The 24891-nt window shown below is 58.8% G+C and carries 31 protein-coding genes; 16 read left to right on the forward strand and 15 right to left on the reverse strand.

What is annotated here, in order from left to right; genetic code table 11:
• Window positions 1-2: 2 nt before the first annotated feature.
• From A7976_RS11875 to A7976_RS11895, 5 genes are all read left to right on the forward strand, one after another.
• Complete coding sequence (locus tag A7976_RS11875) at window positions 3-485, forward strand: TPM domain-containing protein (RefSeq protein ID WP_067112090.1); 483 nt, start codon at window positions 3-5, stop codon at window positions 483-485.
• The gene (locus A7976_RS11880) at window positions 466-1101 is read left to right on the forward strand and encodes a hypothetical protein (RefSeq protein WP_067112093.1); all 636 of its coding nucleotides are present in this window, start codon (window positions 466-468) and stop codon (window positions 1099-1101) included. The genes A7976_RS11875 and A7976_RS11880 overlap by 20 nt, the downstream gene beginning before the upstream one ends.
• 73 nt (window positions 1102-1174) lie before the next feature.
• Window positions 1175-2881: a proline--tRNA ligase gene (locus A7976_RS11885; RefSeq protein ID WP_067112096.1), complete on the forward strand. Its 1707-nt coding sequence runs from the start codon at window positions 1175-1177 to the stop codon at window positions 2879-2881.
• An 18-nt stretch (window positions 2882-2899) separates the two neighbouring features.
• The gene (locus tag A7976_RS11890) at window positions 2900-3493 is read left to right on the forward strand and encodes a lytic transglycosylase domain-containing protein (RefSeq protein WP_067112099.1); all 594 of its coding nucleotides are present in this window, start codon (window positions 2900-2902) and stop codon (window positions 3491-3493) included.
• 198 nt (window positions 3494-3691) lie between these two features.
• Window positions 3692-4186, forward strand: coding sequence for a DUF1097 domain-containing protein (locus A7976_RS11895; RefSeq protein WP_067112102.1), 495 nt, complete (start codon window positions 3692-3694; stop codon window positions 4184-4186).
• Window positions 4187-4239: 53 nt separating this feature from the next.
• Here the strand turns inward: A7976_RS11895 and A7976_RS11900 are convergent, their stop codons facing one another.
• Entirely contained in the window at window positions 4240-5130 is an 891-nt protein-coding gene (locus A7976_RS11900) for a hypothetical protein (protein ID WP_067112105.1), read from the reverse strand.
• Window positions 5131-5174: 44 nt separating this feature from the next.
• On the opposite strand from A7976_RS11900, the gene A7976_RS11905 reads away from it, so the two are divergent.
• From A7976_RS11905 to panD, 7 genes are all read left to right on the forward strand, one after another.
• Entirely contained in the window at window positions 5175-6260 is a 1086-nt protein-coding gene (locus tag A7976_RS11905) for a hypothetical protein (protein WP_067112108.1), read from the forward strand.
• A 65-nt stretch (window positions 6261-6325) separates the two neighbouring features.
• Window positions 6326-7684, forward strand: coding sequence for a polynucleotide adenylyltransferase PcnB (pcnB, locus tag A7976_RS11910; RefSeq protein ID WP_067112111.1), 1359 nt, complete (start codon window positions 6326-6328; stop codon window positions 7682-7684).
• Window positions 7681-8166 (forward strand): 2-amino-4-hydroxy-6-hydroxymethyldihydropteridine diphosphokinase, encoded by a 486-nt coding sequence (gene folK / locus A7976_RS11915; RefSeq protein WP_067112114.1) that lies wholly within the window; start codon window positions 7681-7683, stop codon window positions 8164-8166. The genes pcnB and folK overlap by 4 nt, the downstream gene beginning before the upstream one ends.
• Window positions 8163-8813 (forward strand): deoxynucleoside kinase, encoded by a 651-nt coding sequence (locus tag A7976_RS11920; protein WP_067112117.1) that lies wholly within the window; start codon window positions 8163-8165, stop codon window positions 8811-8813. Before folK ends, A7976_RS11920 begins: the two co-directional genes overlap by 4 nt.
• Complete coding sequence (gene panB / locus A7976_RS11925) at window positions 8810-9586, forward strand: 3-methyl-2-oxobutanoate hydroxymethyltransferase (RefSeq protein ID WP_067112120.1); 777 nt, start codon at window positions 8810-8812, stop codon at window positions 9584-9586. The genes A7976_RS11920 and panB overlap by 4 nt, the downstream gene beginning before the upstream one ends.
• A complete protein-coding gene (gene panC, locus A7976_RS11930; RefSeq protein WP_067112123.1) occupies window positions 9586-10416 on the forward strand; it encodes a pantoate--beta-alanine ligase in 831 nt (276 codons plus the stop codon). Before panB ends, panC begins: the two co-directional genes overlap by 1 nt.
• 31 nt (window positions 10417-10447) lie before the next feature.
• Entirely contained in the window at window positions 10448-10828 is a 381-nt protein-coding gene (gene panD, locus A7976_RS11935) for an aspartate 1-decarboxylase (RefSeq protein ID WP_067112126.1), read from the forward strand.
• 78 nt (window positions 10829-10906) lie between these two features.
• Here panD and A7976_RS11940 read toward each other — a convergent pair whose 3' ends face one another.
• The 7 genes from A7976_RS11940 to A7976_RS11970 all read right to left on the reverse strand — a co-directional run bounded on the left by A7976_RS11940 (window position 10907) and on the right by A7976_RS11970 (window position 17099).
• Entirely contained in the window at window positions 10907-12064 is a 1158-nt protein-coding gene (locus A7976_RS11940; protein ID WP_067112129.1) for a methyl-accepting chemotaxis protein, read from the reverse strand.
• A gap of 76 nt (window positions 12065-12140) precedes the next feature.
• Window positions 12141-12833 carry a dethiobiotin synthase gene (gene bioD, locus A7976_RS11945; RefSeq protein ID WP_067112132.1) on the reverse strand — a complete coding sequence of 231 codons (693 nt, stop codon included), beginning with the start codon at window positions 12831-12833 and terminating at the stop codon, window positions 12141-12143.
• Window positions 12830-13708, reverse strand: a complete 879-nt coding sequence (gene bioC / locus A7976_RS11950) for a malonyl-ACP O-methyltransferase BioC (protein WP_067112135.1) — start codon at window positions 13706-13708, stop codon at window positions 12830-12832. Before bioC ends, bioD begins: the two co-directional genes overlap by 4 nt.
• Entirely contained in the window at window positions 13705-14514 is an 810-nt protein-coding gene (gene bioH / locus A7976_RS11955) for a pimeloyl-ACP methyl ester esterase BioH (RefSeq protein WP_067112138.1), read from the reverse strand. The genes bioC and bioH overlap by 4 nt, the downstream gene beginning before the upstream one ends.
• Entirely contained in the window at window positions 14511-15683 is a 1173-nt protein-coding gene (gene bioF / locus A7976_RS11960; RefSeq protein ID WP_067112141.1) for an 8-amino-7-oxononanoate synthase, read from the reverse strand. The genes bioH and bioF overlap by 4 nt, the downstream gene beginning before the upstream one ends.
• A gap of 44 nt (window positions 15684-15727) precedes the next feature.
• Complete coding sequence (gene bioB, locus A7976_RS11965; RefSeq protein WP_067112144.1) at window positions 15728-16714, reverse strand: biotin synthase BioB; 987 nt, start codon at window positions 16712-16714, stop codon at window positions 15728-15730.
• On the reverse strand, window positions 16707-17099 hold the full coding sequence (locus A7976_RS11970; RefSeq protein WP_067112147.1) for a hypothetical protein: 393 nt from the start codon (window positions 17097-17099) through the stop codon (window positions 16707-16709). The genes bioB and A7976_RS11970 overlap by 8 nt, the downstream gene beginning before the upstream one ends.
• A 93-nt stretch (window positions 17100-17192) precedes the next feature.
• On the opposite strand from A7976_RS11970, the gene A7976_RS11975 reads away from it, so the two are divergent.
• Window positions 17193-17849 (forward strand): ComF family protein, encoded by a 657-nt coding sequence (locus tag A7976_RS11975; protein ID WP_256365517.1) that lies wholly within the window; start codon window positions 17193-17195, stop codon window positions 17847-17849.
• Window positions 17850-17925: 76 nt separating this feature from the next.
• On the forward strand, window positions 17926-18390 hold the full coding sequence (gene trmL, locus A7976_RS11980) for a tRNA (uridine(34)/cytosine(34)/5-carboxymethylaminomethyluridine(34)-2'-O)-methyltransferase TrmL (protein ID WP_067112150.1): 465 nt from the start codon (window positions 17926-17928) through the stop codon (window positions 18388-18390).
• A 58-nt stretch (window positions 18391-18448) separates the two neighbouring features.
• Here the strand turns inward: trmL and A7976_RS11985 are convergent, their stop codons facing one another.
• The 7 genes from A7976_RS11985 to A7976_RS12015 all read right to left on the reverse strand — a co-directional run bounded on the left by A7976_RS11985 (window position 18449) and on the right by A7976_RS12015 (window position 21948).
• The gene (locus A7976_RS11985; RefSeq protein WP_067112153.1) at window positions 18449-19438 is read right to left on the reverse strand and encodes an NAD(P)H-dependent glycerol-3-phosphate dehydrogenase; all 990 of its coding nucleotides are present in this window, start codon (window positions 19436-19438) and stop codon (window positions 18449-18451) included.
• Between the two features lie 67 nt (window positions 19439-19505).
• Entirely contained in the window at window positions 19506-19958 is a 453-nt protein-coding gene (locus tag A7976_RS11990; RefSeq protein ID WP_205633529.1) for an SH3 domain-containing protein, read from the reverse strand.
• Window positions 19936-20445 carry a protein-export chaperone SecB gene (gene secB, locus A7976_RS11995; RefSeq protein WP_067112159.1) on the reverse strand — a complete coding sequence of 170 codons (510 nt, stop codon included), beginning with the start codon at window positions 20443-20445 and terminating at the stop codon, window positions 19936-19938. Before secB ends, A7976_RS11990 begins: the two co-directional genes overlap by 23 nt.
• Before the next feature lie 82 nt (window positions 20446-20527).
• Window positions 20528-20785: a glutaredoxin 3 gene (gene grxC / locus A7976_RS12000; protein WP_067112162.1), complete on the reverse strand. Its 258-nt coding sequence runs from the start codon at window positions 20783-20785 to the stop codon at window positions 20528-20530.
• A gap of 3 nt (window positions 20786-20788) precedes the next feature.
• Window positions 20789-21202, reverse strand: a complete 414-nt coding sequence (locus A7976_RS12005; protein ID WP_067112165.1) for a rhodanese-like domain-containing protein — start codon at window positions 21200-21202, stop codon at window positions 20789-20791.
• A gap of 11 nt (window positions 21203-21213) precedes the next feature.
• The gene (locus tag A7976_RS12010; protein WP_067112168.1) at window positions 21214-21444 is read right to left on the reverse strand and encodes a DUF2892 domain-containing protein; all 231 of its coding nucleotides are present in this window, start codon (window positions 21442-21444) and stop codon (window positions 21214-21216) included.
• A gap of 183 nt (window positions 21445-21627) precedes the next feature.
• Complete coding sequence (locus tag A7976_RS12015) at window positions 21628-21948, reverse strand: helix-turn-helix transcriptional regulator (protein WP_067112786.1); 321 nt, start codon at window positions 21946-21948, stop codon at window positions 21628-21630.
• Window positions 21949-22094: 146 nt separating this feature from the next.
• Here A7976_RS12015 and gpmI point away from each other — a divergent pair, with 146 nt between their 5' ends.
• Both gpmI and A7976_RS12025 read left to right on the forward strand, forming a co-directional pair.
• A complete protein-coding gene (gene gpmI, locus A7976_RS12020; protein ID WP_067112171.1) occupies window positions 22095-23651 on the forward strand; it encodes a 2,3-bisphosphoglycerate-independent phosphoglycerate mutase in 1557 nt (518 codons plus the stop codon).
• A 13-nt stretch (window positions 23652-23664) separates the two neighbouring features.
• On the forward strand, window positions 23665-24891 hold the full coding sequence (locus A7976_RS12025; protein ID WP_067112174.1) for a murein hydrolase activator EnvC: 1227 nt from the start codon (window positions 23665-23667) through the stop codon (window positions 24889-24891).

Genomic DNA, 24891 nt, shown 5'->3' on the forward strand with positions numbered 1-24891 from the left:
TCCTGAAACACTGGTTTTTTCCGCCCTGGCTGGTTAAGCGTAATTTTCCATCCAGCGCCATGTCGGCCATCGCCAAAGCCATTAGCGATAGCGAGCGCTCGCATACGGGCGAAGTGCGCTTTGCCATTGAAGGTGCGCTGCCCTGGCATGACGTGCTGGACGGCATGCCGGCGCGCAAGCGGGCGCTGCAAATCTTCTCGCAACTGCGGATCTGGGATACCGAACACAACAACGGCGTGCTGATCTATCTGCTGCTGGCAGACCATGATGTCGAAATCGTCGCCGACCGCGGCGTGCATGCGCGGGTTGGCGCGGCCAACTGGGAAGCGATTTGCCACGCAATGGAAACCGAATTCCGCGCAGGCCGTTTTGAAGCGGGCGTGCTGCTGGGCATCGCGCGCATTACCGCCATCCTGCAAGAACACTTCCCCGCGCATGGCCGTGACAACCCCAACGAATTGCCCGATGTCCCGGTGGTGGTCTGATCGTCATGTTTTGAAAGCGGCGGTGGTGGCCGCTGTTTTATCTTTTCCCATCGCGGCAACAGCCGATGCCGAAGCGATGACGCACGTTCTACATGAAACTCCGACACCGCAGCGCTTCAGCTTCTGCTGGGGCGGCACCTGCGCCGCCATCGAGCAGGTCGGACTGACTTCAGAGGAATGGTCGCGGGTGCGCGCGATGTTTGACCCCCTGCCGCGCGATGCGGAATCCGAGCTCGAAACCATACGCAACGCTATCGGCCTGCTGGAAAGCATCGTCGGCCCCAAGACCGGCACTTCAGGCGACCGCGCCGGGACTTTCGGCAACTCGGCCTGGCCGGGCCAGCTCGATTGCAACGATGAAGCCACCAACAGCACGAATTACATGCGCATGATGCGCGCCGACGGGCTGATACACTTCCATGAAATCCTCGATACCAAGACTCGCGGCGGATTTTTGATCTTCGGACGCCACTCCACCGCCGTCATCGCCGAAATCGGCAGCATGAAGAAATTCGCCGTCGATTCGTGGTTTTACGATAACGGAAAACCAGCAATTATTCTTCCTCTCGATATCTGGCAGGCTGGCTGGAAGCCTGACAATAGCGCGGCGCATTAAGTCATCGCTGACTTAACACGGTAATTCCTATAAAATTCCGTGCCTTAACGGTTCAATTCAGAAAGCTTTCCCGATGCGCGTTTCACAATTCTTCCTGTCCACCCTTAAAGAAGCTCCGGCCGAAGCCGAACTGGCGTCGCATCGCCTGATGCTGCGCGCCGGGCTGATCAAGCGTTTGGGCTCCGGGCTCTATAGCTGGATGCCGCTGGGCCTGCGCGTGCTGCGCAAGGTAGAAGCCGTCGTGCGCGAAGAAATGGACAAGGCCGGCGCGCTGGAGCTGCTGATGCCCGCCGTCACCCCAGCCGAACTGTGGCAGGAAACCGGCCGCTGGGAAGTCTTCGGCCCGCAGATGCTGAAAATCAAGGACAGACACAGTCGCGATTTCTGCTTCGGCCCGACGCACGAAGAAGTGATCACTGACATCGCGCGCCGCGAAATCAAGAGCTACAAGCAACTGCCGCTCAATTTCTACCAGATCCAGACCAAGTTCCGCGACGAGATTCGCCCCCGTTTCGGCGTGATGCGCGCGCGCGAATTCGTGATGAAGGATGCATACTCCTTCCACACCGACAAGGGGAGCCTGGAAGAGACCTACGCGGTGATGCACCGTACCTATTCCAACATTTTCACCCGCCTCGGCCTGAAATTCCGTGCCGTGGCCGCTGACACCGGCGCCATAGGCGGCACCGGCTCGCATGAGTTTCACGTGCTGGCCGATTCAGGCGAGGATGCAATCGCTTTCAACCCGTCCTCGGATTACGCCGCCAACGTGGAAATGGCGGAAGCACTCGCCCCCGCCGAACCGCGCGCGACAGCAGCCGAAACCATGCGCGATGTGGAAACGCCCAAGCAGACTACGTGCGAGGACGTCGCCGCGCTGCTCGGCATTCCGCTGCAACGCACGGTGAAGCTGATCGCCGTGATCGCCAACGAAAAGCTGCACATATTGCTGATTCGCGGCGACCATAGCCTGAACGAAGTAAAGGCCGCCAAGATCGAGGGGCTGGCCGATTTCCGCTTCGCCTCCGAAGCCGAAATCCGCGAAATCTTCAATTGCCCGCCCGGATTCCTCGGCCCGGTTGGCATCGACCGCAGCAACATCCGCGTAATCGCCGACCGTACCGTGGCCGCAATGAGCGATTTCGTTTGCGGCGCCAACAAGCCGAAATATCACACCGCCGGCGTCAACTGGGGCCGTGATTTGCCAGAACCCGACCTGGTCGCAGACATCCGCAACGTGGTCGCGGGCGATCCATGTTCCGACGGCAAGGGCGCGCTGGATATCTGCCGCGGCATCGAAGTCGGTCACATCTTCCAGCTGGGCAACAAATATTCGCAAGCGATGGAAGCCACTTACCTGGACGAAAACGGCAAAGCGCAAGTAATGGAGATGGGCTGCTACGGCATCGGCGTTTCGCGCATTGTGGGTGCTGCCATCGAACAGGGCAACGACGAGCGCGGCATCATCTTCCCCACGGCGATTGCGCCGTTCACCGTGGCCATCGCGCCCATCGGTTTCGACCGCAACGAAGAAGTACGTGCCGCCGCCCTCAAGCTGCACGATGAACTTGCCGCTAACGGGATAGACGTGTTGCTGGACGACCGCGGCGAACGGCCCGGCGTGATGTTCGCCGACCTGGAACTGATCGGCATTCCGCACCGTATCACCATCGGCGACCGCGGCCTCAAGGAAGGCCAGGTGGAATACCAGGCCCGCACCGACAAGGAATCGCGCAACATGCCATTGAACGATATCGTTAATTTCGTAAAATCGTTATAGGTCTCGATCGGAAACCCTATGCGCGCAATGCTATTCATTCTGCTGGCGGCCCTTTCGCTGCCCTGCCTCGCCGGCAGGCAGAAGGAAGAGCCGTTATCCAACAGCGTGCGTGCCATGCTGCACAAGTCGATCAGCGATTCCGCCTCGCCCAAGCTGATGTTTGCAAGCGAGCAGGAAGCGACGGCCTGGCTTGAGGATATGTCGCGCCGTCTGGCCAAGCGGATTCCCGACGAAAATTACCGGATGGATTTCCTGCGCACGGTGCATTACGAAGCGACACGCGCCGGCCTTGATCCGCAGCTGGTGCTGGGGTTGATCCAGGTCGAAAGCGGCTTCAAGAAATACGCCGTCTCTTCCGTAGGCGCACGCGGCTTCATGCAGGTGATGCCGTTCTGGGTGCGCTCCATCGGCACCACCGACCAGAATTTATTCCACCTGCGCATCAACCTGCGCTACGGCTGCACCATCCTGCGCTATTACCTGGACATCGAAAACGGCGATCTCTATCGCGCGCTCGGCCGCTACAACGGCAGCCTGGGCCGGCCGGAATATCCCAACCTCGTTCTGGGCGCCTGGAAACGCCACTGGGCCTACCCTGTCACCAACCCCTGACCGGCCAAAAACCGGCAATACATCTGACTAGACAAGCGCTTAGCGCCACATTTCCGGTGCAAATTCATTGCACCAGCAGGTGTTCGGGGCTACCATCCTCTGCGGCGGGCCTTCCAGGGCGATCCCAAGAACGGAAAAATCCGTCGCGCCAATACGAACGTCCGCAGTTGTTCCATTCACTTTCCGAGGAGAAAAGCAATGGATTTACTTGTAGCGTTAGGTATCAGCATCGGTGTTTTAATTGCGGTGTGGGTGTATGTGGCGGTCGGCATGCCCGATCTGGGATTGATCGTCTGGGCCGGAATCGTCGCGTGGGCTACGTTCTATGCAGCCGGCGGCGGCATGGAAGGCCTGAAAAAAGCCATCGCCTCCAATCTTGCCGGTAATTTCTGGGCGGCAGTCGCCTTGTTCATCTTCGGCATGGTCGGTGATAGCAATGTACTTGTACTGGCTGGTCTGTTCGGTGTTGTCGCCTTTATCTTCTGCGTACAGGCAAAAATTCCATTGCTGAGCTTCATCCCGGGCGCCTTCCTGGGCGCCGCCACCTGGGTCGGGGTTGACGTGGCGGGCGCTGGCGCCGACGGCGGGGTTGTCGATGCCGCAGACATCATGATTCCCGTGTCCATGGTGATCGGCGCCGTGCTTGGCTATATCTCCGAAATCGCCGGCAAGAAACTGGCGGGCAAGGGTTAGGATTTAATCGTAGGAATTGACGGCGGACGGGTGACCTTCCGCCGTTTTTTACGCTATCGCGCCTTATCCGAGATGCGAAAACCGTGATAGGTGCCGAACTCGCCTTCCGGCTCGTGATACACGAAGAACAGGTTGTTGGCGTAGCCCAGTCCGTTGTAATGATTATTGGCACGCAGCTTCATTCCGGCAGGCAACGCGCTCTTGCCAACGAATTTACCCTTGATATCGAACACCACGACCGCCTTGTGATCCACATCCAGCAGCGCCAATTCCTCGCCGGGGATATCGGTATAAGCCACGAAGTGTTCGCTGAGATCGTCGGGCAGCACCCCGGCAGCCGCGAAATCGAGCGCGATTTCGCCGACGGGAGTACGGCTGTCGAGTTTGACGACGAGCACCTTGTTGCTTCTTTCCTGCTTGGCGTAATAACTGTTGGTCGCGGCGTCGTAGGTCGGCATGGTGGCAGCGCCGCCGAATGCGGGATTGTGCCCCTGTATCTCGTCCGTCTGCTCGGACAGCTTGCCGCCTTCGTCCAGTTTGAGGCCGAAAACACCGGTATTGGGTGTAAAGCCGGCACCGCTGGAGATGTTGTAGGTGATGCTTTCCAGCCGGTCGGTGTTGCGGTTGAAATAGATCGAGCGATTGTCGAGGCCGGGCTTGGCCGATTGCAGGTACTCGCCCTTTTCACTGTATACATGAACTTCGGAACGCGACATGGGAATACCGAAGCCGTCCGGCATCGGAGCAAGACCGCCATCCGCGATGAAGTAACGGCTATAATCCGGCACATAGGCAACGGTCATGGGCCGCGACGTGGGCTTGGCAACCAGCGGAATTCGCAATTCGGAAACCGCTTCCGGCAGAACCTGCGCATTTGCGGAAAAACTGCCGGCCGACAGCAGGGCTGCCGCCCAGATAACAAAAATTCGTCGATTGCTATTCATACGGGTTCCTTGCCATGAGAAACGGATTCTAACCTGCACAGCCTATGGACACGCAACCGCATTTATTAGTTTGCATCTCCGGACATGGTTTCGGCCACGTCGCACAGACGGCACCAGTGCTCAACGCCTTGCACGAGCGCATGCCCGATTTACAGATCACCGTACGTACAACGGCGCCAATTTCTCATCTGCGCAGCAGGATACATTGCCCGTTCAATTACATGCGCGAAAGCGGCGGCGATGTCGGTATCCTGATGCACTCTGCCCTCGACGCACAGGTCAACGAAACCGCCGCCGCTTACCAGCAATTACACCGCGACTGGGGACTCACCGTATCCAATGAATCGCGCGCACTACGCGAGATTGCTCCCGACTTCGTGCTTTCGAATGTCGGCTATCTTGCATTGGCAGGCGCTTATCGCGCCGGCATTCCATGCGCCGGAATGAGCTCGCTTAACTGGGCGGACGTCTTCGATCACTACTGCGGTGCAATTTCGGGCACGCACCAGATTGTCGAACAGATCAACCTCAGTTATGCCAACGCCGGTGCTTTCCTGCAATTGACACCTCACATGCCGATGATGCATCTGGAAAATCGTTTGCAGATTGGTCCGATTGCACATGTAGGCCGCAATCGGCGCAAAGAGATCGATGAGTTCTTCGGCCTGGGCGATGGCGAAAAACTTGTACTCGTCAGCCTGGGCGGTTTCGACAGTCGCCTGTCCACCGAGCAATGGCCGCGCATCCCCGGCGTCCGCTGGCTGATCCCGGCCAGCTGGCGCAGCGCGCACCCGGATGCGTTGATACTGGAAGCGCTGGAGATGAACTTCAGCGACGTACTTGCCAGTTGCGATACGCTGGTCTGCAAACTCGGCTATGGCAGCTTCGTAGAAGCCGCATGCAGCGGGGTCCCGGTGCTCTACATTCATCGTGAAGACTGGCCAGAGACGCCCTTTCTGGCGAAATGGCTGGATGAAAACGGCACATGCAAGGGCGTGTCGCGGCCCAGGCTTGAAAGTGGAGACTTCTTCGACGAACTGTACGACATTCTCGACATGCCAACCGAGCCGATTGCTGCCGCGGGCGTGGCGCAAGCCGCCGAATGGCTGGAACAACGTCTTGCTCGTTAGGTCTCCGGGCTTGATCGTGGCGTTTGCGTTATAATTCTGCGGGTTAGCCCACCATTCATGGCTCCATGATCAAAAAACTGATTCAACGCGTCTTCAACGGCAAAAAGAAGACGGTAAATTCCAAATCCCACCATAGCGTCCACCGCTATCCCCGCCGCGACCATGGCATCGACCGCAAGCAGCTCAGCTCTGCCGCCTTGCGCACGACCCAGGAACTGCAAAAGGCCGGATTTGCCGCCTTTGTGGTCGGCGGTGCTGTGCGCGACCTGCTGCTGAAACGCATACCGAAGGATTTCGACATCGCCACCAATGCGACGCCGGAGCAAGTGCACAAGATTTTCCGTCGCTCGCGCATCATCGGTCGTCGATTCCAGATCGTGCATGTGATGTTCGGCTCGGAAACCATCGAGGTTTCCACGTTCCGCGGCAGTCATCTTGCTGACGATGTCGGCGCGCAAATCGCCGACACCGGCCGGATTCTGCGCGACAACGTCTTCGGCTCGCACGAAGAAGACGCCGTGCGCCGTGACTTCACGGCGAACGCGCTGTATTACGATCCGCACACCGAGGAAATCTTCGATTTCCATAACGGCCTGCCCGACCTCAAGGCCGGCGTGCTGCGCATCATCGGCAATCCGCAAACGCGCTACCGCGAAGACCCGGTGCGCATGCTGCGCGCCGTGCGGCTTTCCGCCAAGCTCGGGCTCAAACTCGATCCGGCCACGGAAACACCGATTCCGAAACTCGCCGATTTGCTGCACGACGTGCCACCCGCGCGTCTGTTCGACGAAATGCTCAAGCTGTTCCTTTCCGGCCATGCGATGGAAAGCGCCCGAGCATTGCGCGAGCATGGACTGCACCACGGCCTGCTGCCGATGCTGGATGTGGTGCTGGAACAACCGATGGGCGAGCGCTTCGTCACGCTGGCGCTGCAGAACACCGACGAACGCGTATTGGCCGACAAACCGGTATCGCCTGCCTTTCTGTTTGCAACACTGCTATGGCACGAGGTACTGGCCGCCTGGCAGAAGATGCAGGCCAAGGGCGAGCGCTCGATTCCGGCACTCATGCAGGCGATGCACGACGTCTCCGACATCCAGGCGGAAAAACTCGCGATCACCAAGCGCTTCAGCGTGACGATGAAGGAAATCTGGGCCATCCAGCCGCGTTTCGAGCAGCGCTCCGGACAGCGTCCTTACCGTTTGCTGGAAAACCCGCGCTTCCGCGCCGGTTACGACTTTCTGCTGCTGCGCTGCCAATCCGGCGAGTTGCCGATGGAACTGGCAGAATGGTGGGATACCTTCGCTCAAGCCGATGCCGAGCAGCGCGCCGCAATGCTGCTACCCGACACCGGCCCCAAGAAACGCCGTCGCCGCCGCCCGCGCCGCGCCGCGAGCGACACAACCCCGCCCGTCGAAGCATGAGCCATCGTGCTTTTGTTGCCCTGGGCAGCAATCTGGAAGATCCGCAGCAACAGGTGCTGCGCGCCTTGGCAGAACTGGATGGATTGCCCGGAACTCGCGTCACGGCCAAGTCCGCGCTTTATCGCACTGCTCCCGTGGGCTATGACAACCAGCCGGACTTCATCAACGCCGCCGCCGAAGTGAGCACGACACTGGAGCCGCTTGCGCTGTTGCGCGCTCTTCTTGCGCTGGAGACGGCACACGGCCGCGAGCGCCCATTTCCCAATGCGCCCAGAGTGCTGGACCTCGATCTTCTGCTCTACGACGATCTGGAACTGCACGACCCCGAATTGACCTTGCCCCATCCACGCCTGCATGAGCGCGGATTCGTGCTGTTCCCGCTGGCGGATATCGCGCCCGAATTGCACGTCCCTGGCAAGGCCAAGGTACGCGATCTGCTGCTCGTCTTGCCGGACCAGGGAGTGGAAAGGATGGCGGCATGACGCTGACGGAAAAATTCCCTTACATCGTCATCGAAGGCCCCATCGGCAGTGGCAAGACGACTCTTGCGCGTCGCTTGTCGGATCGTTTCTCGGTCGATCTGCTGCTGGAAAATGCCGGTGCCAACCCTTTCCTGCCACGCTTCTATCAGGATCCGCAGCGTTATGCGCTGCAAGCGCAATTGTTCTTTCTCTTCCAGCGCGCCGAGCAGGTGCGCGAACTAGGTCAACGCGACCTGTTTGCCAAGGCCACTATCGCGGATTTCTTTCTTGAAAAAGACCCTTTGTTCGCGCGCCTCAACCTCAGCGACGAAGAATATGCGCTTTATCGCCAGATCTACGAGCATCTGCAATTGCAGACGACCACGCCCGACCTGGTGATCTATCTGCAAACGCCGGTAGACGCGCTATCGAAACGCATCGAGCAGCGCGATATTCCCTACGAGCAGGACATTCCGCGCGATTACCTGGTGCGCCTGGCGGAAGCCTATAGCGACTTTTTCCATCATTACGACGCGTCGCCGCTCTTGATCGTGAACAACGAAAACCTCAACGTCACCAATAACGAAGCCGCGCTCGAACTGCTGCTGGAACGCATCCAGTCCATGCGCGGCCGACGCGAATATTTCCACCCGAGGCTGGAAGGATGAATCTGACTGCACTTCAGCAGATGGCCGCTCGTGGCGAGAAGATAGCCGTCTTGACCTGCTACGACGCGAGCTTTGCCGCACTGTGCGAAGCCGCGGGCGTGGATGTGCTGCTGGTCGGCGACTCGCTTGGCATGGTGTTGCAGGGCGGTAGCGATACGCTCGGCGTCACGATGCGAGACATGGAATATCACACCCGCACCACTGCAACTGGCGCAAAAAACAGTTATATCGTGGCCGACCTGCCCTACGGCAGCGATACCACGCCGGAAACTGCCCTGGAAAATGCCCGCGTGCTGATAGCAGCCGGGGCGCACATGGTGAAGCTCGAGGGCGACAAGGTCGCCGTTGTGCAGCTGTTGGTGAAAAACGGCATTCCGGTATGTGCCCATCTCGGATTCACGCCGCAATACGTACATGAACTGGGCGGCTACAAGGTGCAGGGCCGCGATGAAGCTGGCGCCCGGAAGATCATGGAAGACGCCGTTGCTCTCGACCAGGCGGGTGCGGCGATGGTGGTGCTGGAAATGATGCCGGCTGCGCTGGCGAAGCAGATCACCGAGAAGGTGGGCATGATGACCATCGGCATCGGCGCCGGCCCCGACTGCGACGGACAGGTCCTGGTGCTGCACGACATGCTGGGCATCTACCTCGGCAAATCACCGCGCTTCGTGCGCAACTTCATGGAAGGCGCTTCCAGCATTCAGGAAGCCGTCCAACACTATGTAGCCGCCGTCAAAAGCGACGCATTTCCGACGACGGAACACAGTTTCTGATGGAAGTGATCGGTACTATCGAAGCGCTGCGCCAGCGCCTGGCGCGCGAACGCGCAATCGCCTTCGTGCCCACCATGGGCAACCTGCACGCCGGCCATTTGCAGCTGGTTGAAATCGCGCGCCAGCGTGCAAGCTGCGTGGTGGTCAGCATTTTCGTAAACCCGCTGCAATTCGGCGCGAACGAGGATCTGGCAAGCTACCCGCGTACGCTGGAACAGGACTGCGTGAATCTTGAAGCCGCCGGCGCGGATATCGTATTTACCCCCAGCGTCAGCGAAATGTACCCGGTACCGCAACATGTGCTGGTTGAGCCGTCGCCCATCGCCAACGCGTTGTGCGGAGCGGCCCGCCCCGGACATTTTCGCGGCGTGGCGACTGTTGTGCTGAAACTGTTCAACATGGTTCAGCCCCAAGTGGCGATATTCGGCAAAAAAGACTTCCAGCAGCTTTTTATCCTGCGCGACATGGTGCAGCAGCTCAATTTGCCCATCGCAATCCTGGCGGGTGAAACGGTACGCGAAACCGATGGCCTGGCAATGAGTTCGCGCAACAGCTACCTGAAACCGGCCGAGCGCATGGAAGCGCCGCGTCTCTATCGCGCGTTATTGCAAGTGGTGCAGGCCGCAAAAGGCGGCCGCCGCGATTTCGACGCCATCGAAGCCCAGACCGCGCAATACCTCACACAACTCGGCTGGATCGTCGATTACATTTCGGTACGTAGCGCAACCACCTTGCTGAGGCCCGCGCCTGACGAGCAATCGCTCGTCGTTCTGGGGGCTGCGCGCCTGGGGAAAACCCGGCTTATCGACAATATCGAGTTTGCGTTATAATAGTCGCCCTTTGAAATCAATCGGATACCACATGCAACGAACCATGCTCAAATCCAAGCTTCACCGGGTGCGCGTCACGCACTCCGAACTGGACTACGAGGGTTCCTGCGCCATCGACGAAGAATTGCTGGATGCCGCGGACATTCGCGAATACCAGCAGATCGAAATCTACAACGTCAACAATGGCGAACGTTTCTCTACCTACGCGATTCGCGCCCAGCGCAACTCCGGCATCATTTCGGTCAATGGCGCGGCAGCGCGCAAGGCTGCCCCCGGCGACATTCTGATCATCGCGACCTATGCGATCTACAATGAACTGGAACTGGAAAAATTCCGCCCGGAACTGGTATACGTGGATTCCATGAATCGCATCAAGGACAAGCGCCGCGACATCCCGGTACAAGCCGCCTGATAGCAATTCCTTTCGGATAAAAACAAAAACGGCAGCCAAGGCTGCCGTTTTTTATTGCGCTGATTGTGCGATCTCGTGCTACACGATGAATTTCGAAACCAGTTCATTAAGATGTCCGGCCTTGTGGGACAGATCCTGCGACATCGTATGGAAGGAATTCGCTTCATCGGCGTTCTGACGGGAAAGACCTTCAATATAGGTCACCGCTTCGGTGATACCGCCGGTAGCGGTTTCCTGTTGCGCAGTCAGCTCGGCAATCGCATCAGACAGCGTCACGATCTCGTGAACCGCGCCGACGATGCCGTTCAGGGCATTTTCAGCAGATTTTGCGCTGCTGGCTGCAGCATTGGCATCCTGCTGCTTTTCCTGCACGGTCTTGGCGACCTGGTGCGACTTGCTTTGCAGGCTGGTGATGATCTGCGTAATTTCTTCGGTGGACTTGCTGGTACGTTGCGACAGGTTGCGCACTTCGTCGGCAACCACGGCAAATCCGCGACCGGCCTCGCCGGCACGTGCGGCCTCAATGGCGGCGTTGAGTGCCAGCAGGTTGGTTTGTTCGGAAATGTCGCGGATGACCTGCATCACCGAACTGATCTTGTTGATTTCGTCCTGCAGCGAGGTGATGGATTCGGCAATGCCTTGCACGTCATTGGAAATGGTCTCCAGCGAATGAATCGTGTCCCCAACCACTTTGCTGCCGCCGACTGCGGCTGTGTTGGCTTCCTTGGCTGAAGAAGCAACGCGCGTCGCCTGGGCGGAAACTTCCTTCACCTGACTGGCCAGTTGCATGATGCTGGCGGCAATCTGGTGGGTATGTTCGCCCTGGCTGGCGATGGCTTCCTTGGTACGCAGCGCCATCGTACTCATATTGTCCGCGGAGCGGCCAAGATCCTGCGATGTGTCGGTCACCCCCTTGATCAGGATGGACACGCCCTTGCGCGCGCGGTCGGATTCGTAAGCCATCCAGGCAAAGTCATCCTTGCCCTGCAGACCGAACTTTTGCGAAAGATTACCGCCGGCGATAGTTTGCAGGTTACGCGCAATCGCCTGGGCGCGATTTGCGGAACGATAACCGAACCACAATGCCGTCACCACGTTCAGTATCAGGAAAACGAGAATTATTGGCCATGAATTGTCGAAATAAACGACAACAAATCCAATCGCCTCAAGGAAACAAAGCATCAGGAATTGCTTCTTGAGGTTCAGCTGCTGTACGAGTTTCTCAAATATATTCATAGCACGTCCAATTCGATAGGTAATTCGGGGACTTAAGGCAATACCCCATATTAGGTATTTTAGCTAGTTTGGGTAATTACGCGCAAACTAAATTCCGTATTTCCTGCGTATCAAACGCCATTGCCACCGTGTTGAAATCTGCCACGGACTGATAGGATACGACACCCAGGCATGGCGCGGAAATACGTTTGCCAAGTGCGGCCAGGTTTTCTTGTTGCATCTCCATTTCCGGGTCTATGCAATTTGCCACCCATCCGGCAAGCTTCAGCCCGCGCGCAACAATACTCTCCGCAGTCAGCAGCGCATGATTCAGGCAGCCCAGCCGCAGCCCAACCACTAGAATGATCGGCAGCCCAAGTCGACACGCAAGGTCTGCGGTGTCTTCCTGATCGTTGAGGGGGACGCGGAAACCGCCGACGCCTTCCACTACGAGGATATCGACAGTATCCGCCGCTTTCTTGAAGGCTTCGTGAATAATAGTTAGTTCGATGCGCACTCCTTCCGCTTCCGCGGCGATATGTGGAGCAAGCGGAGGTTCGAAGGCGTAAGGATTGATGACTTCGAGCGGTATGTCGACGTTGCCTGCATCTCGAAGCGAAGCGACATCTTCGGACAGCAGGTGAGCACCCACGCGCTCGCAGCCTGCCGCAACCGGTTTCATCCCGGCGGCCCGTAATCCGGATTGCGCAAAGTAATGAACCAGCGCCGACGAAATAAGCGTCTTGCCTACGCCGGTATCGGTACCAGTAACGAAGAAGCCGTGCTTCATTTGCGATGCAGCTTGATCACGCTGGCGCCATCCGGCAACACCGATGCGGCAGATTCGGATTTCCATGCATGCCCATACACCACTTCGAATGTCGCGGGCAGTTTGCCTTGTTCACGGAAGCGCTCATAGCGCTCGGTCAATCGGGCGAGGAAGCCCTTGCCTTCGAGGCCGCGCGGACGGCCCTGGGCGGCGTTGCGTGCGCCGATGGCCTTCAGATCGCGCATTACGCCGAGCACGTCGTCGTAAGTCAGCACAAAATGCTCGACATCCATCACCGGCGCGGAAAAACCGGCCCGCACCAGCGCATCGCCGATGTCATGCATGTCGATGAAACGGCTGACATGCACATGGGAAGGATCGGCGGCGCTCGCTTCGCGCAACTCCTTGAGGGTGTCCGGCCCGAAGGTGCTGAACATCAGCAAACCTTCCGGGCGCAGCACCCGCGCCATTTCGCCGAACGCCTGATCGAGGTCGTTGCACCACTGGATCGCGAGATTGGACCACACCAGATCCATGCTGCCGGTTTGCAATGGCAGGTTTTCGATGTCGGCACACACGGCGCTGCGACGGTCAGGAATGAAGCGGCGCCACCACGGCTCGGCGGCAGCGGCCAGACGCAGCATGCCAAGGGCGATATCCAGCGCAACGATGTGGCTATCCTTGTAGCGCTCGGCCAGCGCGCGCGCGGCATGCCCTGGACCTGTACCGGCATCGAGAATCCGGCGCGGCGCCAGTCGGGTGTAATCCAGCCGCTCCAGCATGCGCCCGCGCACTTCTTTCTGCAGCACGGCGGCGGCATCGTAGCTGGCAGCTGCGCGGTCGAAAGAGGCGCGCACGCGGGCCTTGTCGATGGTGTATTCGTCCTGCTGACTCAAGTATTCGTCTCCGCCGTGCTCAGGTACTCGCTTCCGGCAGACGCCGGAGCAAGAAATTGCATCGTTTCCGACATGAATGTCGTGGGGTGCGAAAGAAAAGGGGCATGCGACGCGCCTTCGATGATGCGCAATCGGGCATGCGGCAAATGCGCAGCCATGAAGCGCGAGGCATCGGCCGGCGCCAATGTGTCGCGATTACCGTGTATCAGCAGCGTCGGTTGCCGCAAACCGGGCAACTCGCCGCGCAAATCGCTTTCCAGCAGGATATGCAGGGCATCCTGCAATACGGCGCTGTCCGGCACCGGGCGTGCAAAAAAACGCTCTTTCAACTCGCGCATCAGCACCCGCGAGGACTCGCCGCCGAAGGCCTGCAAGCCGAGAAAGCGCGTCATGGTGTCGTGGTAATCCGCTGCCACTTGCGATGCGAAAAGATTGAATACCTCGGCCGCGACGCCGGATTGCCAATCGGCACCGTTGACGAAGCGCGGCGTTGCACCGATCAGCACCAGCTTCTCGACTTGCTGAGGATGATCGAGCGCCAGCCGCATGGCGACCTGCCCGCCCAACGACCATCCGAAAAAAGCGGCTCTATCCGGCAACTCCGCGGCAATGACCTCGGCCACGCGCTTCAGAGTATAAGGAGAGCATGCCTTGCTCCACCCCATGCCGGGAAGATCGACGACATGCACGCGATAGCGTTCGGCGAGCGCATCCCTCACGCCGGACCACACGCCGCCATGCATGCCCCAGCCGTGAATCAGGACGACATCTTCGCCGCTGCCGACGGTTTCAATATAAAGGCTCATTGCGCACCTTCCGCCGCATGCAGCGCATTCACCAGGCGCATTACGTCTTCAACGGTATGTGCGGCAGACAGCGTAATCCGCAGCCGTGCCGTGCCCTGCGGAACGGTCGGCGGGCGGATTGCCGGTACCAGGATGCCACGCTCGCGCAAGTGCTCACTCACGCGCAGAGCATCTTCGTTGCTGCCGATAATCAAGGGCTGAATCGGCGTAATGGATTCGTCCAGTCGCCATTGTTTCGGTTTCAGGTTTCCGCGCAAGGTCGCGATCAGCGTTTGCAGTTGTTCGCGCCGCGAGGTTTCCTTTTCAATAATGGGTAGTGCCGCCAGTAAAGCCGCCGCCAACACGGGCGGCATGGCGGTCGTGTAAATATAGGTGCGCGCCCGCTGGATCAGGTATTCCACCAACTCCGACTCGCCGGCGACGAATGCGCCGGATACGCCGGCAGCCTTGCCCAACGTCGCCATGTAGATGATGCGCGGGCCATGCACGCCGAAATGCTCCAGCGTGCCCTTGCCGTGCGCGCCCAGCACGCCGAAGCCGTGCGCATCATCGAGCATCAGCCAGGCGTCGTAGCGTTCGCATAGCTCCAGCAATTGCGGCACCGGTGCGATGTCGCCGTCCATGCTGAACACCGCGTCCGCCACCACCAGCTTGCGCCTGGCCGTGCTCCGCGCCAATTGCTTTTCGAGCGCGGCAACATCGTTGTGCGGATAGCGGTGCAGGTCGGCGCGCGACAAGACCGCCGCATCGTTGAGCGACGCATGATTGAGACGGTCGGCAAAAATGGCGTCGCCGCGGCCCGCCAGCGCTGAAATAACGCCGAGGTTGGCCATGTAACCGGTGGAGAAAAACAATGCGCGCGGCATGCCGACGAAGTGCGCTAGCGCTTCCTCAAGCTCATGATGCAGCCGGTGATGGCCGGTGATCAAATGGGAGGCGCCGCCGCCCACTCCCACCTCTTGCGCGGCCTGTTGCACGGCAGCGATCAGTGCTGGGTGACTTGCCAATCCGAGATAGTCATTGCTGCAAAAAGACAGCATATCTTCGCCATCGGCCAGCAGCGCCGGCTGCTGCTTGCCGGCTATGATCCGGCGCTTGCGCAACAGGCCTTCCGCGGCGCGGGCATCCAGCTCTTCCCGCAATTCGCGAAACGGGTCGGTAGTCGTCATGATGAAGGTTGAACACAAGGGGAGCGAGCGCTCCCCTCAGGCGTTCAGTTGGACATGTTGATGCCGAGTTTGGCGAATAGCGCCTTGTCGGCTTCGACATCGGGATTGCCGGTGGTCAGCAGTTTTTCGCCGTAGAAAATCGAATTGGCACCAGCGAGGAAGCACAGTGCCTGCAAGCTTTCCGCCATGCTCTGGCGACCGGCCGAGAGACGGACGTAGCTCTTGGGCATGGTGATACGCGCAACGGCGATGGTGCGCACGAATTCGAACGGGTCGAGCTCGTCCGTGCCGTGCAGCGGCGTGCCTTCGACTTGCGTCAGCAGGTTGATCGGCACACTTTCCGGGGGTGTTTCCATGTTGGCGAGCTGGGCGATCAGGCCGGCGCGCTGGTTACGCGATTCGCCCATGCCGACGATACCGCCGCAACACACATACATGCCGGCGTCACGCACGCGATCCAGCGTTTCCAGGCGATCCTGGTAGGTACGGGTGGAAATCACCTCGCCGTAGAATTCGGGCGCGGTATCCAGGTTGTGGTTGTAATAATCGAGTCCGGCTTCGCGCAGCTGTTCCGCCTGTCCTTCTTTCAGCATGCCCAGCGTCGCGCAGGTTTCGAGACCGAGCGACTTCACTTCCTCGATCATTTTCAGCACCGGTTCCAGGTCGCGCTGCTTCGGGCCGCGCCAGGCGGCACCCATGCAAAAGCGGGAAGCGCCGTTTTCCTTGGCGGCTCTGGCGGCAGCGACCACGTCATCCAGCGCCAGCAGCTCTTCGTTCTCAACGCCCGTATGGTAGCGTGCAGACTGCGGGCAGTAGCCGCAATCCTCGGAGCAGCCGCCGGTCTTGATCGACAGCAGCGTACTGACCTGTATGGCATTCGGGTCGAAATGTTCGCGATGCGCCGTCTGCGCACGGAACATCAGATCACTGAATGGCAGTTCGAACAGCGCGGCGATTTCCGCCACGGTCCAGCGTTCGGTGTCCGGCTTGGCCTTGGCCGGGCGAACGAATTCCAAAGTTGTTTCAAGCATGCTCTACCTCGATTGTCATATCCTGCCAGTTCTCCTTGCCTGCGCGAATAATGTCGCGTATCGCCGGCAACACCACGATCAGCAGTCCGAGGCCCCAGATGACAAATGCCAGATTCCAGGCGCCACCGACCATCTTTGCCAGCGGCGAGCTGAAATTGAGCACCGCGATCAGTGCGCCGACCAGGCCGTAAAAACGGTGCCCGGACGGCCGCAGATAATCGACGACACGCGGGTTCGGATGATGTGCGACGGAAGCGTAAACGAAAATGGACGCAGCGATCCAGATGGCAATGGGCACTACCGTAGCAACGGCAATTGCGGAGAAAAAATTGAACACTTGTGCCGCACGCTTCTGATCAGCTGCGGTAATCGTTTTCGCTGGCATAATGGTGGCTCTCGTGAGAAAGCGGGAATTATAGCCTGTCAAAGAACGTTGCCGCAATTGATTGACATCAGATCAAAAATTAAGCATATTTTGTTGCCGCAGCGTTGCGCGCTGTGTGACGCACCGGCATTCGAACATATGCTCTGCGCGGATTGCGAGCGCGATTTGCCTTGGCATGACGGCAAGCAATGCCCTGTCTGCGCCCTCCCCACGGGCTCCGGCGACATCTGCGGTACCTGCCTGAAGACTCCACCGGCCTTCGATGGCACCTACGCTCTGCTGGAATATCGTTTTCCGGTAAATGCAGTATTGCAGCGCTACAAGTACTCCGGCTTTCTGACAGTTTCCGCACTGATAGGCCATCTTCTGGCACGCGAACTCGCGACTGCCGCTCGACCGGGCATCATTATCCCGATGCCGCTGCACCCCTCCCGCCTGAAGGAGCGCGGATTCAACCAGGCCTCCGAAATCGCCCGCATCGTTGCGGAACAGCTTGGCATTCCGCTCGCAACACGCATCTGCTCGCGCACGCGCCAGACCTCACCGCAAGCCGGGCTGTCACTGCAAGAACGCCGACGCAACATGAGAGGTGTTTTCGCATGCGGGCAGAGTCTTGCGGGAAAACACGTGGCGCTGCTGGATGACGTCATGACCACCGGCGCCAGCCTTGACGCGCTGGCGCGCGCCGTCAAGAACGCCGGCGCTGCGCGCGTGGATTGCTGGGTCATTGCCAGGACCTTGCCGGAATAAGTCTTTCTTCGGGCGCACGGCGCGGCATAATAAAAGCCCGTCGCAATGCCTTCTCTCATTATTATCGGATTCACCCATGTTCCATCTCGTGCTCTACCAACCCGAAATTCCGCCGAATACCGGCAACATCATTCGGCTGTGCGCCAATACCGGCGCGACGTTGCATCTGGTGGAGCCGCTGGGATTTGCGCTGGAAGACAAGCAATTGAAACGCGCCGGACTGGATTATCACGAATACGCCAGCCTAAAGGTGCATGCCGACTGGGAATCCTGCCTGGCCGCGCTGGAAGGCAGGCGCATGTTTGCGCTGTCGACGCGCGGAAGCCGCTCTTACGATCAGGTGGAATACGCGCCGGAGGATGTGTTTGTTTTCGGGCCGGAAACGCGCGGCTTGCCGCAGGAACTGCTCGAGACCTTCCCCCTTGAGCAACGCATTCGTTTGCCGATGCTGGCGCACAGCCGCAGCCTGAATCTCTCGAACTCGGCGGCGGTGATTACATATGAAGCCTGGCGGCAGAACGGGTTTTCGGGAGGGAAATAACCGACCGGAACGGAGGGCACTGAGGTAGTGCAAGCACCCTCGCTTGCACTACCTGTTGTTAATAATGTTCTGCCTTTTGCTCGCGGTTCAGCAGGTTTTCGACTGCGGTACGCGGCGATCGGCCTGCGGAAAGTACGGCATGCACTTCGCAGGTAATAGGCATTTCCACGCCAAGCTCGCGCGCCTTGTTGAACACTTCGCGCGTGGTGTGCACGCCTTCGGCAACGTGGCCCAGTGAAGTGATGATTTCGTCGAGCGTCTCGCCCTTGGCCAGCCGCAAGCCGACCGTGCGGTTGCGCGAGGCGTCACCGGTACAGGTCAGGATCAAGTCTCCGGCACCGGCCAGGCCCATGAAGGTTTCCAGCTTGCCACCCAGCGCCATGCCGAAGCGGGTGATTTCCGCCAGGCCGCGGGTGATCAACGCGGCGCGCGCGTTGCTGCCGAAGCCCATGCCGTCGCTGATCCCGGCTGCAATTGCCATGACGTTCTTCAGTGCGCCCCCCACGGCCACGCCGACCACGTCGGTGCTGCTATAGATGCGTACGGTACCGCCATGCATTGCGGCAGCGGCTTCGCAGGCGAATATCGCGTCGGAAGACGCCAGCGTGATGGCGGTCGGCAGGCCTTTCGCCAGCTCACCTGCAAAGCTCGGGCCGGAGAGAATGCCGCGCAATTGACCTGCCGGCAACTCTTCGGATATCACTTCATGCATCAGCTTGGACGTGCCGTTTTCAAGCCCCTTGTTGGCCCATACCACTGGCGCCTTGCAGCCGGAGGCCTTGATCTCGCGCAGGATGCTGCGGAAACCGGCGGTCGGCACCACGGATAGAATCAGGTCGGCCGAGTGCAACGCGGCATGTAGATCGGATTCCAGTCGCAATGCCTCAGGAAAAACATAATCGCCCAGATAGCGCGGATTGGCCCGCAGGCGGCTCATTTCGGCGACTTGCGCGGCATTGCGCGCCCACAGCGTGACAGGGTGGCGTTGAGCCAGATGGATAGCAAGTGCGGTGCCCCAGGCACCGGCGCCAAGTACGGTGATATTCATAGACTAAATCGTTGCAAAACACCCTGGGCGCAAACAACGCAACAAGCGGGGTGTTTCACGCTCCCTTTTATAAACCCCAAACTTGATTGATCTGGATGTAACCCATCAGGCCGTCGCGATGGCGAACCTTGACCCAGCCATTGGAGCCATTCTCGACCAGTTCGAGCGCGACATCCTGCTCGGCGCGAAACACCAGTTTCGCCGATGGATCGGCAGCCTCGCGGGCTTCGGCTTGCGGCACTCTCACGATAACCGTACGTTTCTGCTCAAGTTGCTTGGCGTCGACCCAGGCAAATTCGCCGCGCACATCGCGCACCTTGATCCAGTCGCCGAGATTGACGATGACTTCGACCGGATAGAACTGGTACGCCACATAAAGCTTTTTGGCTTGTGCGGATGGGGCATCGTAGAACACGGCCCTGGGCACCGATATCGAGCGATAATCCAACGCCCAGGCCATGGCTGGCAGCAGCAGTGCCGCCAGCGTGACGGCTATCTTAATGCTGCGTAGTTGCTGCATCACCGGCTTGCGCCTGTTGTTGCTGCTTCTGCTGGAGATAGAGCGCTTCGAAGTTGATCGGGTTGAGCAGCACCGGCGGGAATCCGGCACGCGTCACCAGGTCGGACACGGCTTCGCGAGCGTACGGGAAAAGGATGTTCGGGCAAGTCACGCCGAGGATGCCTTCGATGGCTTCGTTCGGTACGTTGCGGATCTGGAAGATCCCGGCTTGCGCCACCTCGACCAGGAACACGGTCTTGTCTTCGATCTTGGAAGTAACGGTCACGGTAATGACCGCTTCGAACACGCCTTCGCCAATGGCGGCGGCGGAGTTGTGCAACTCGATGCCGACTTCGGGGTTTTCGCGTTGCAGGAATACGTGCGGCGCATTCGGGATTTCCAGCGAAACATCCTTGACGTATATCTTCTCGATACCGAATGCCGCTTGTGCTTGTTCCTCGCCTGCGGCCTGTGCCGTATCCTGGGCGTTTTCCTGATCTTGTGCCATTGCGATTCCTAAAATGTTGATGGGCTAAAAGTTTGCCATTTTAGCCGCTAAACAAGGCTTTTTGAAAGCCGGATCGGGAATCTTACTCCACAAGAAGAGGATCGAGCGCGCCAGCCATGTCCAGTGCGCGCAAGTCATCGAAACCGCCGACATGACGCTCGCCTATCCAGATTTGCGGAACGGTGCGGCGGCCGGTCTTTTCCATCATCTCGAGGCGACGCTGCGGGTCGAGATCGACGCGAACCTTCTCGATATCTTCCACACCCTTGTTGCGCAGCAGGCGCTCTGCATTGATGCAGTAAGGGCAGGTCGCGGTGGTGTACATGGTAATTTGCGCCATGACTCAACCTTTCGCCACCGGCAGTTTGGCCTCGTTCCAGGCAGTGATGCCGCCTCTGAGGTTGTAGAGGTTGGTGAAACCGGCTTTCTTCAGCTGGCCGCAGGCATTCGCGGAGCGGACACCCCCCTGACAATTCACCACCACGGGCTTCTGCTGGAACTTGCGTAACTCATTGGCGCGTTCAGCCAACTTGGAAAGCGGGATATTCCTCGCAGCGGGAATATGGCCGGCAGCAAATTCGCTTTCTTCGCGCACATCCAGGACGATCGCATTCTCGCGATTGATCAAAAGCACCGCCTCGGCCGGCGAAACATCCCTGGCGCCCGAAGCGCTGCCGCGCAGCATCGGCCACAGCAGCATCGCACCCGAACCCAGCATCAGGCCGATCCACCAGATATTTTCCATTACAAATTTCAAGACTCGCTCCTTTAGCGTTGCGTCGCAGTTTCGCAGGTTTTCTTCAACCCGAACCGGGCTAGGATTCTATCCATCAGACAAGCGTTGGTAAATCCGCTTTGAAGCAAGTTCAATCCGACAAAGACGGTAAACCATAACCATGATACCCGCCCGAGGTCTGCCTGCCCTTGCAAATGCGCCAGTATCAGCGACAACAGGATAAAAAATCCGGCAATGATCCGTACTGCACGATTGATTGTCATGAGGCAAATCCTTCCATACGTTGATAATTAAATGCGTAATAAAGCACCGGATCACCAGCATTAGCGGGTGGGAACCAGCAAGTGCTTCATACCCGACCCTTAAACATTCGTTAATTAGAATATTCTAATATATAAAAGAAAGCAAGATGGCTAAATGGTGATGGCAGCAATTATTTCAGTGGCTTATTCGGAAAAACCACAGAAAACATCACGCATCAAAGCGATCAATTTCAGCGTTCTTGGATCGCCGATGCGGTAATAGACGCGGTTGGCATCCTTGCGGGTACGCAGGACATCCTTGTCGCGCAGAATGGCGAGATGTTGCGAAATGTTGCTCTGGGTTGTGCCGACCGCTTCGACGATTTCCTGGACGCTGATTTCCTTGTCGCCGAGCACGCACAGAATCTTCAGGCGCAGCGGATGTGACATGGCTTTCAGCGCACGAGCAGCCTGCTCGATCTGCTCATCGTGTTCAATAATCTCGGATTGGCTTGTTTTTTGCATAAATTTGTAAGCAACTTTGACGAAACTACCCTGCATGGATAATGTCACAGAACCTTAATACCCATTAAGTATAATGCGAAAACCCTTGAAATATAATAGAATAGCAAGGGTTTATACATTGGAATATCAAGAAACGAAAAGTTGAGATGAAAGTCACTCCTGTTTTGCTGCTGATTCTGGACGGCTTCGGCCATAGCGAGGAATCCGCGGACAACGCCATCGCTTTGGCGCATAAGCCAAACTGGGATTCCCTCTGGCGCACTTACCCCCACACCCTGATCAATGCCTCCGAGCACTCCGTCGGCTTGCCTGCCGGCCAGATGGGCAACTCCGAAGTCGGTCATCTCAACATCGGTGCGGGACGGATTCTCTACCAGGAATTCGAACGCATCAACCGCGCCATCGGCGATGGCGATTTCTTCACCAATCCGGCACTGACGGCAGCCGTCAACACCGCCAAGGACAACGATCGCACGCTGCATATCTTCGGCCTGCTTTCCAGCGGCGGCGTGCATAGCCACGAACATCACATCCACAGCATGGTGGAAATGGCTGCACGACTCGGCCTCAAGAAAATCTGCGTGCATGCATTCCTCGACGGCCGCGACACGCCGCCCAAGAGCGCGGAGGCTTTTATCAAACGCATGGACGACACTTGCACCCATTTTGGTGCGGGGCGTATCGCCACCATCATCGGCCGCTTCTACGCAATGGATCGCGACAAGCGCTGGCCGCGCATGGAAGCCGCGTACAACCTGATTGCCTGCGGCAAGGGGGAATTCCATGCCGCGACAGCCGCCGAAGGCCTCGAAATGGCCTATGCACGCGGCGAGACGGACGAATTCGTCAAGGCTACCGTCATCGGCGAGCCGGTGCGCGTGGAAGACGGCGATGTGATCGTTTACATGAACTTCCGTTCCGACCGGGCGCGCGAACTCACTCGCGCCTTCCTCGACAAGAATTTCGAAGGCTTTCATCGCAGCCACGTCCCCAAACTGGGTGGTTTCTATACGCTGACGATGTACAACAAGAACGAACTCTCGGCGCACGTCGCCTTTCCGCCGGAAACCATACACAACAGCCTGGGCGAATACCTGGGCAACCTGGGCCTGAAACAGCTGCGTATCGCGGAAACCGAGAAATACCCGCACGTCACCTTTTTCTTCAACGGTGGCGAAGAGCAGGTTTATCCCGGTGAAGATCGCATTCTGGTGCCCTCGCCGCAAGTCGCCACGTACGACATGCAGCCGGAAATGAGCGCATTCGAAGTCACCGACAAGCTGGAAGAAGCCATCCTCAGCAAGAAGTACGACACCATCATTTGCAACTACGCCAACGCCGACATGGTTGGCCATACCGGCAACCTGCCGGCTGCGATCAAGGCGGTCGAGGCGGTGGATATCTGCATCGGTCGCGTGGTGCGCGCGATGCAGAAGGTCGGCGGCGAAGTCATCATCACTGCCGACCACGGCAATGCGGAGTGCATGGAAGACCATGCCCACCAGCAGCCGCACACCCAGCACACGACCAACCTCGTGCCGTTGCTGTACGTCGGCCGCCCGGCGCACCTGGCAAACAATGGCGCGCTTTCCGATGTCGCACCCACGCTGCTGCGCATGATGGGAGTGCCGCAACCCACCGAAATGACGGGGCGTCCATTGGTCGAGTTCGAGGATGTACCTCTCGTCGTCAACGCTCAGTAACGGTTATCGCATCATGGCATTACAGCGGCGGGTTCGGGGCGGCGTCCTCGCGCTCGCCCTGCTGTCGCTGCAGGCCACCGCCTTCGCCGCCAAACCGGAAACCTCCAAGGAAGCTCTGCAAGAACTGAAAAGCCGTATCGAGTCGCTCAAAAAGGAGCTTGATACGACCAAGGAGGCTCACTCCGAGGCCGCCGACGCGCTCAAGAAGAGCGAAAAGGCCATCAGCGAGGCCAACCGCAAGCTCCATGAAATCGCCCAGCAGCAAGCCACCAGCCGCCAATCGCTGCAATCCTTGCAACAGGAGCTCGCAGGCCTTAACGAGACGATACGCGACCAGCAGCAATTATTGGGCAAGCAGTTCTACCAGCAATATCTCAACGGGCAGCAAGGCTATATGCAGATCGTGCTGACGGGGCATGACCCAAATACCGTCACGCGCGACCTGCAGTATTTTTCATACCTGGCCCGCGCCCGCGCCGAGATGATCGAGTCGTTGCGCAAAAACCTCGACCACGTGGCGACGCTCAACCAGAAAACAACGGCCACACTCGCCGAAATCAATGCCTTGAAAGAAGAGCAGGAAAAGCAGCGCCAGCAACTGGAATCCGAAAAAAAAGAACGCAAGGGCGTAATGCAGGAGCTCGCAGGCAAGATCAAAATGCAGCGCGGCGAGATTTCCAAGCTGCGCCGCGACGAGAAACGCCTTACCAACCTGGTCGAGCGGCTGGCCCGCATCGTACCCGCCAAACCCAAGCGCAAGAAACAGGCGCAACCGGCACCTTCGCCTGCGGCACCCATAGGCAAGAACGAATCCCTGCCCAGCCCGTCGCTGGCCGACACCGCCTTTGCGGCGCTCAAGGGCAAACTCAACCTGCCGGTGCGCGGCGACATCGTCAACCGCTTTGGCACCACGCGCGAAGACAGCGGAATCTCCTGGAAGGGATTGTTCATCCGCGCCAACGAAGGCAGCGAGGTGAAGTCCATCGCTTCCGGCACCGTGGTGTTCGCCGACTGGCTGCGCGGCTTCGGCAACCTGCTGATCATCGATCACGGCGACGGCTTCATGAGCCTTTACGGCAACAACCAGGCGTTGCTGAAAAACGTTGGAGATGAGGTTGGGCCGGGAGACAACATCGCCTCGGTCGGCAATAGCGGCGGAAACGCAGACGCCGGGCTTTACTTCGAGATGCGCCACCGCAGCAAGCCGTTCGACCCGCTTGGGTGGTGCGTGATCAGGTAG

This window comes from Methylobacillus sp. MM3, assembly GCF_001645185.1.
GTDB lineage: Bacteria > Pseudomonadota > Gammaproteobacteria > Burkholderiales > Methylophilaceae > MM2.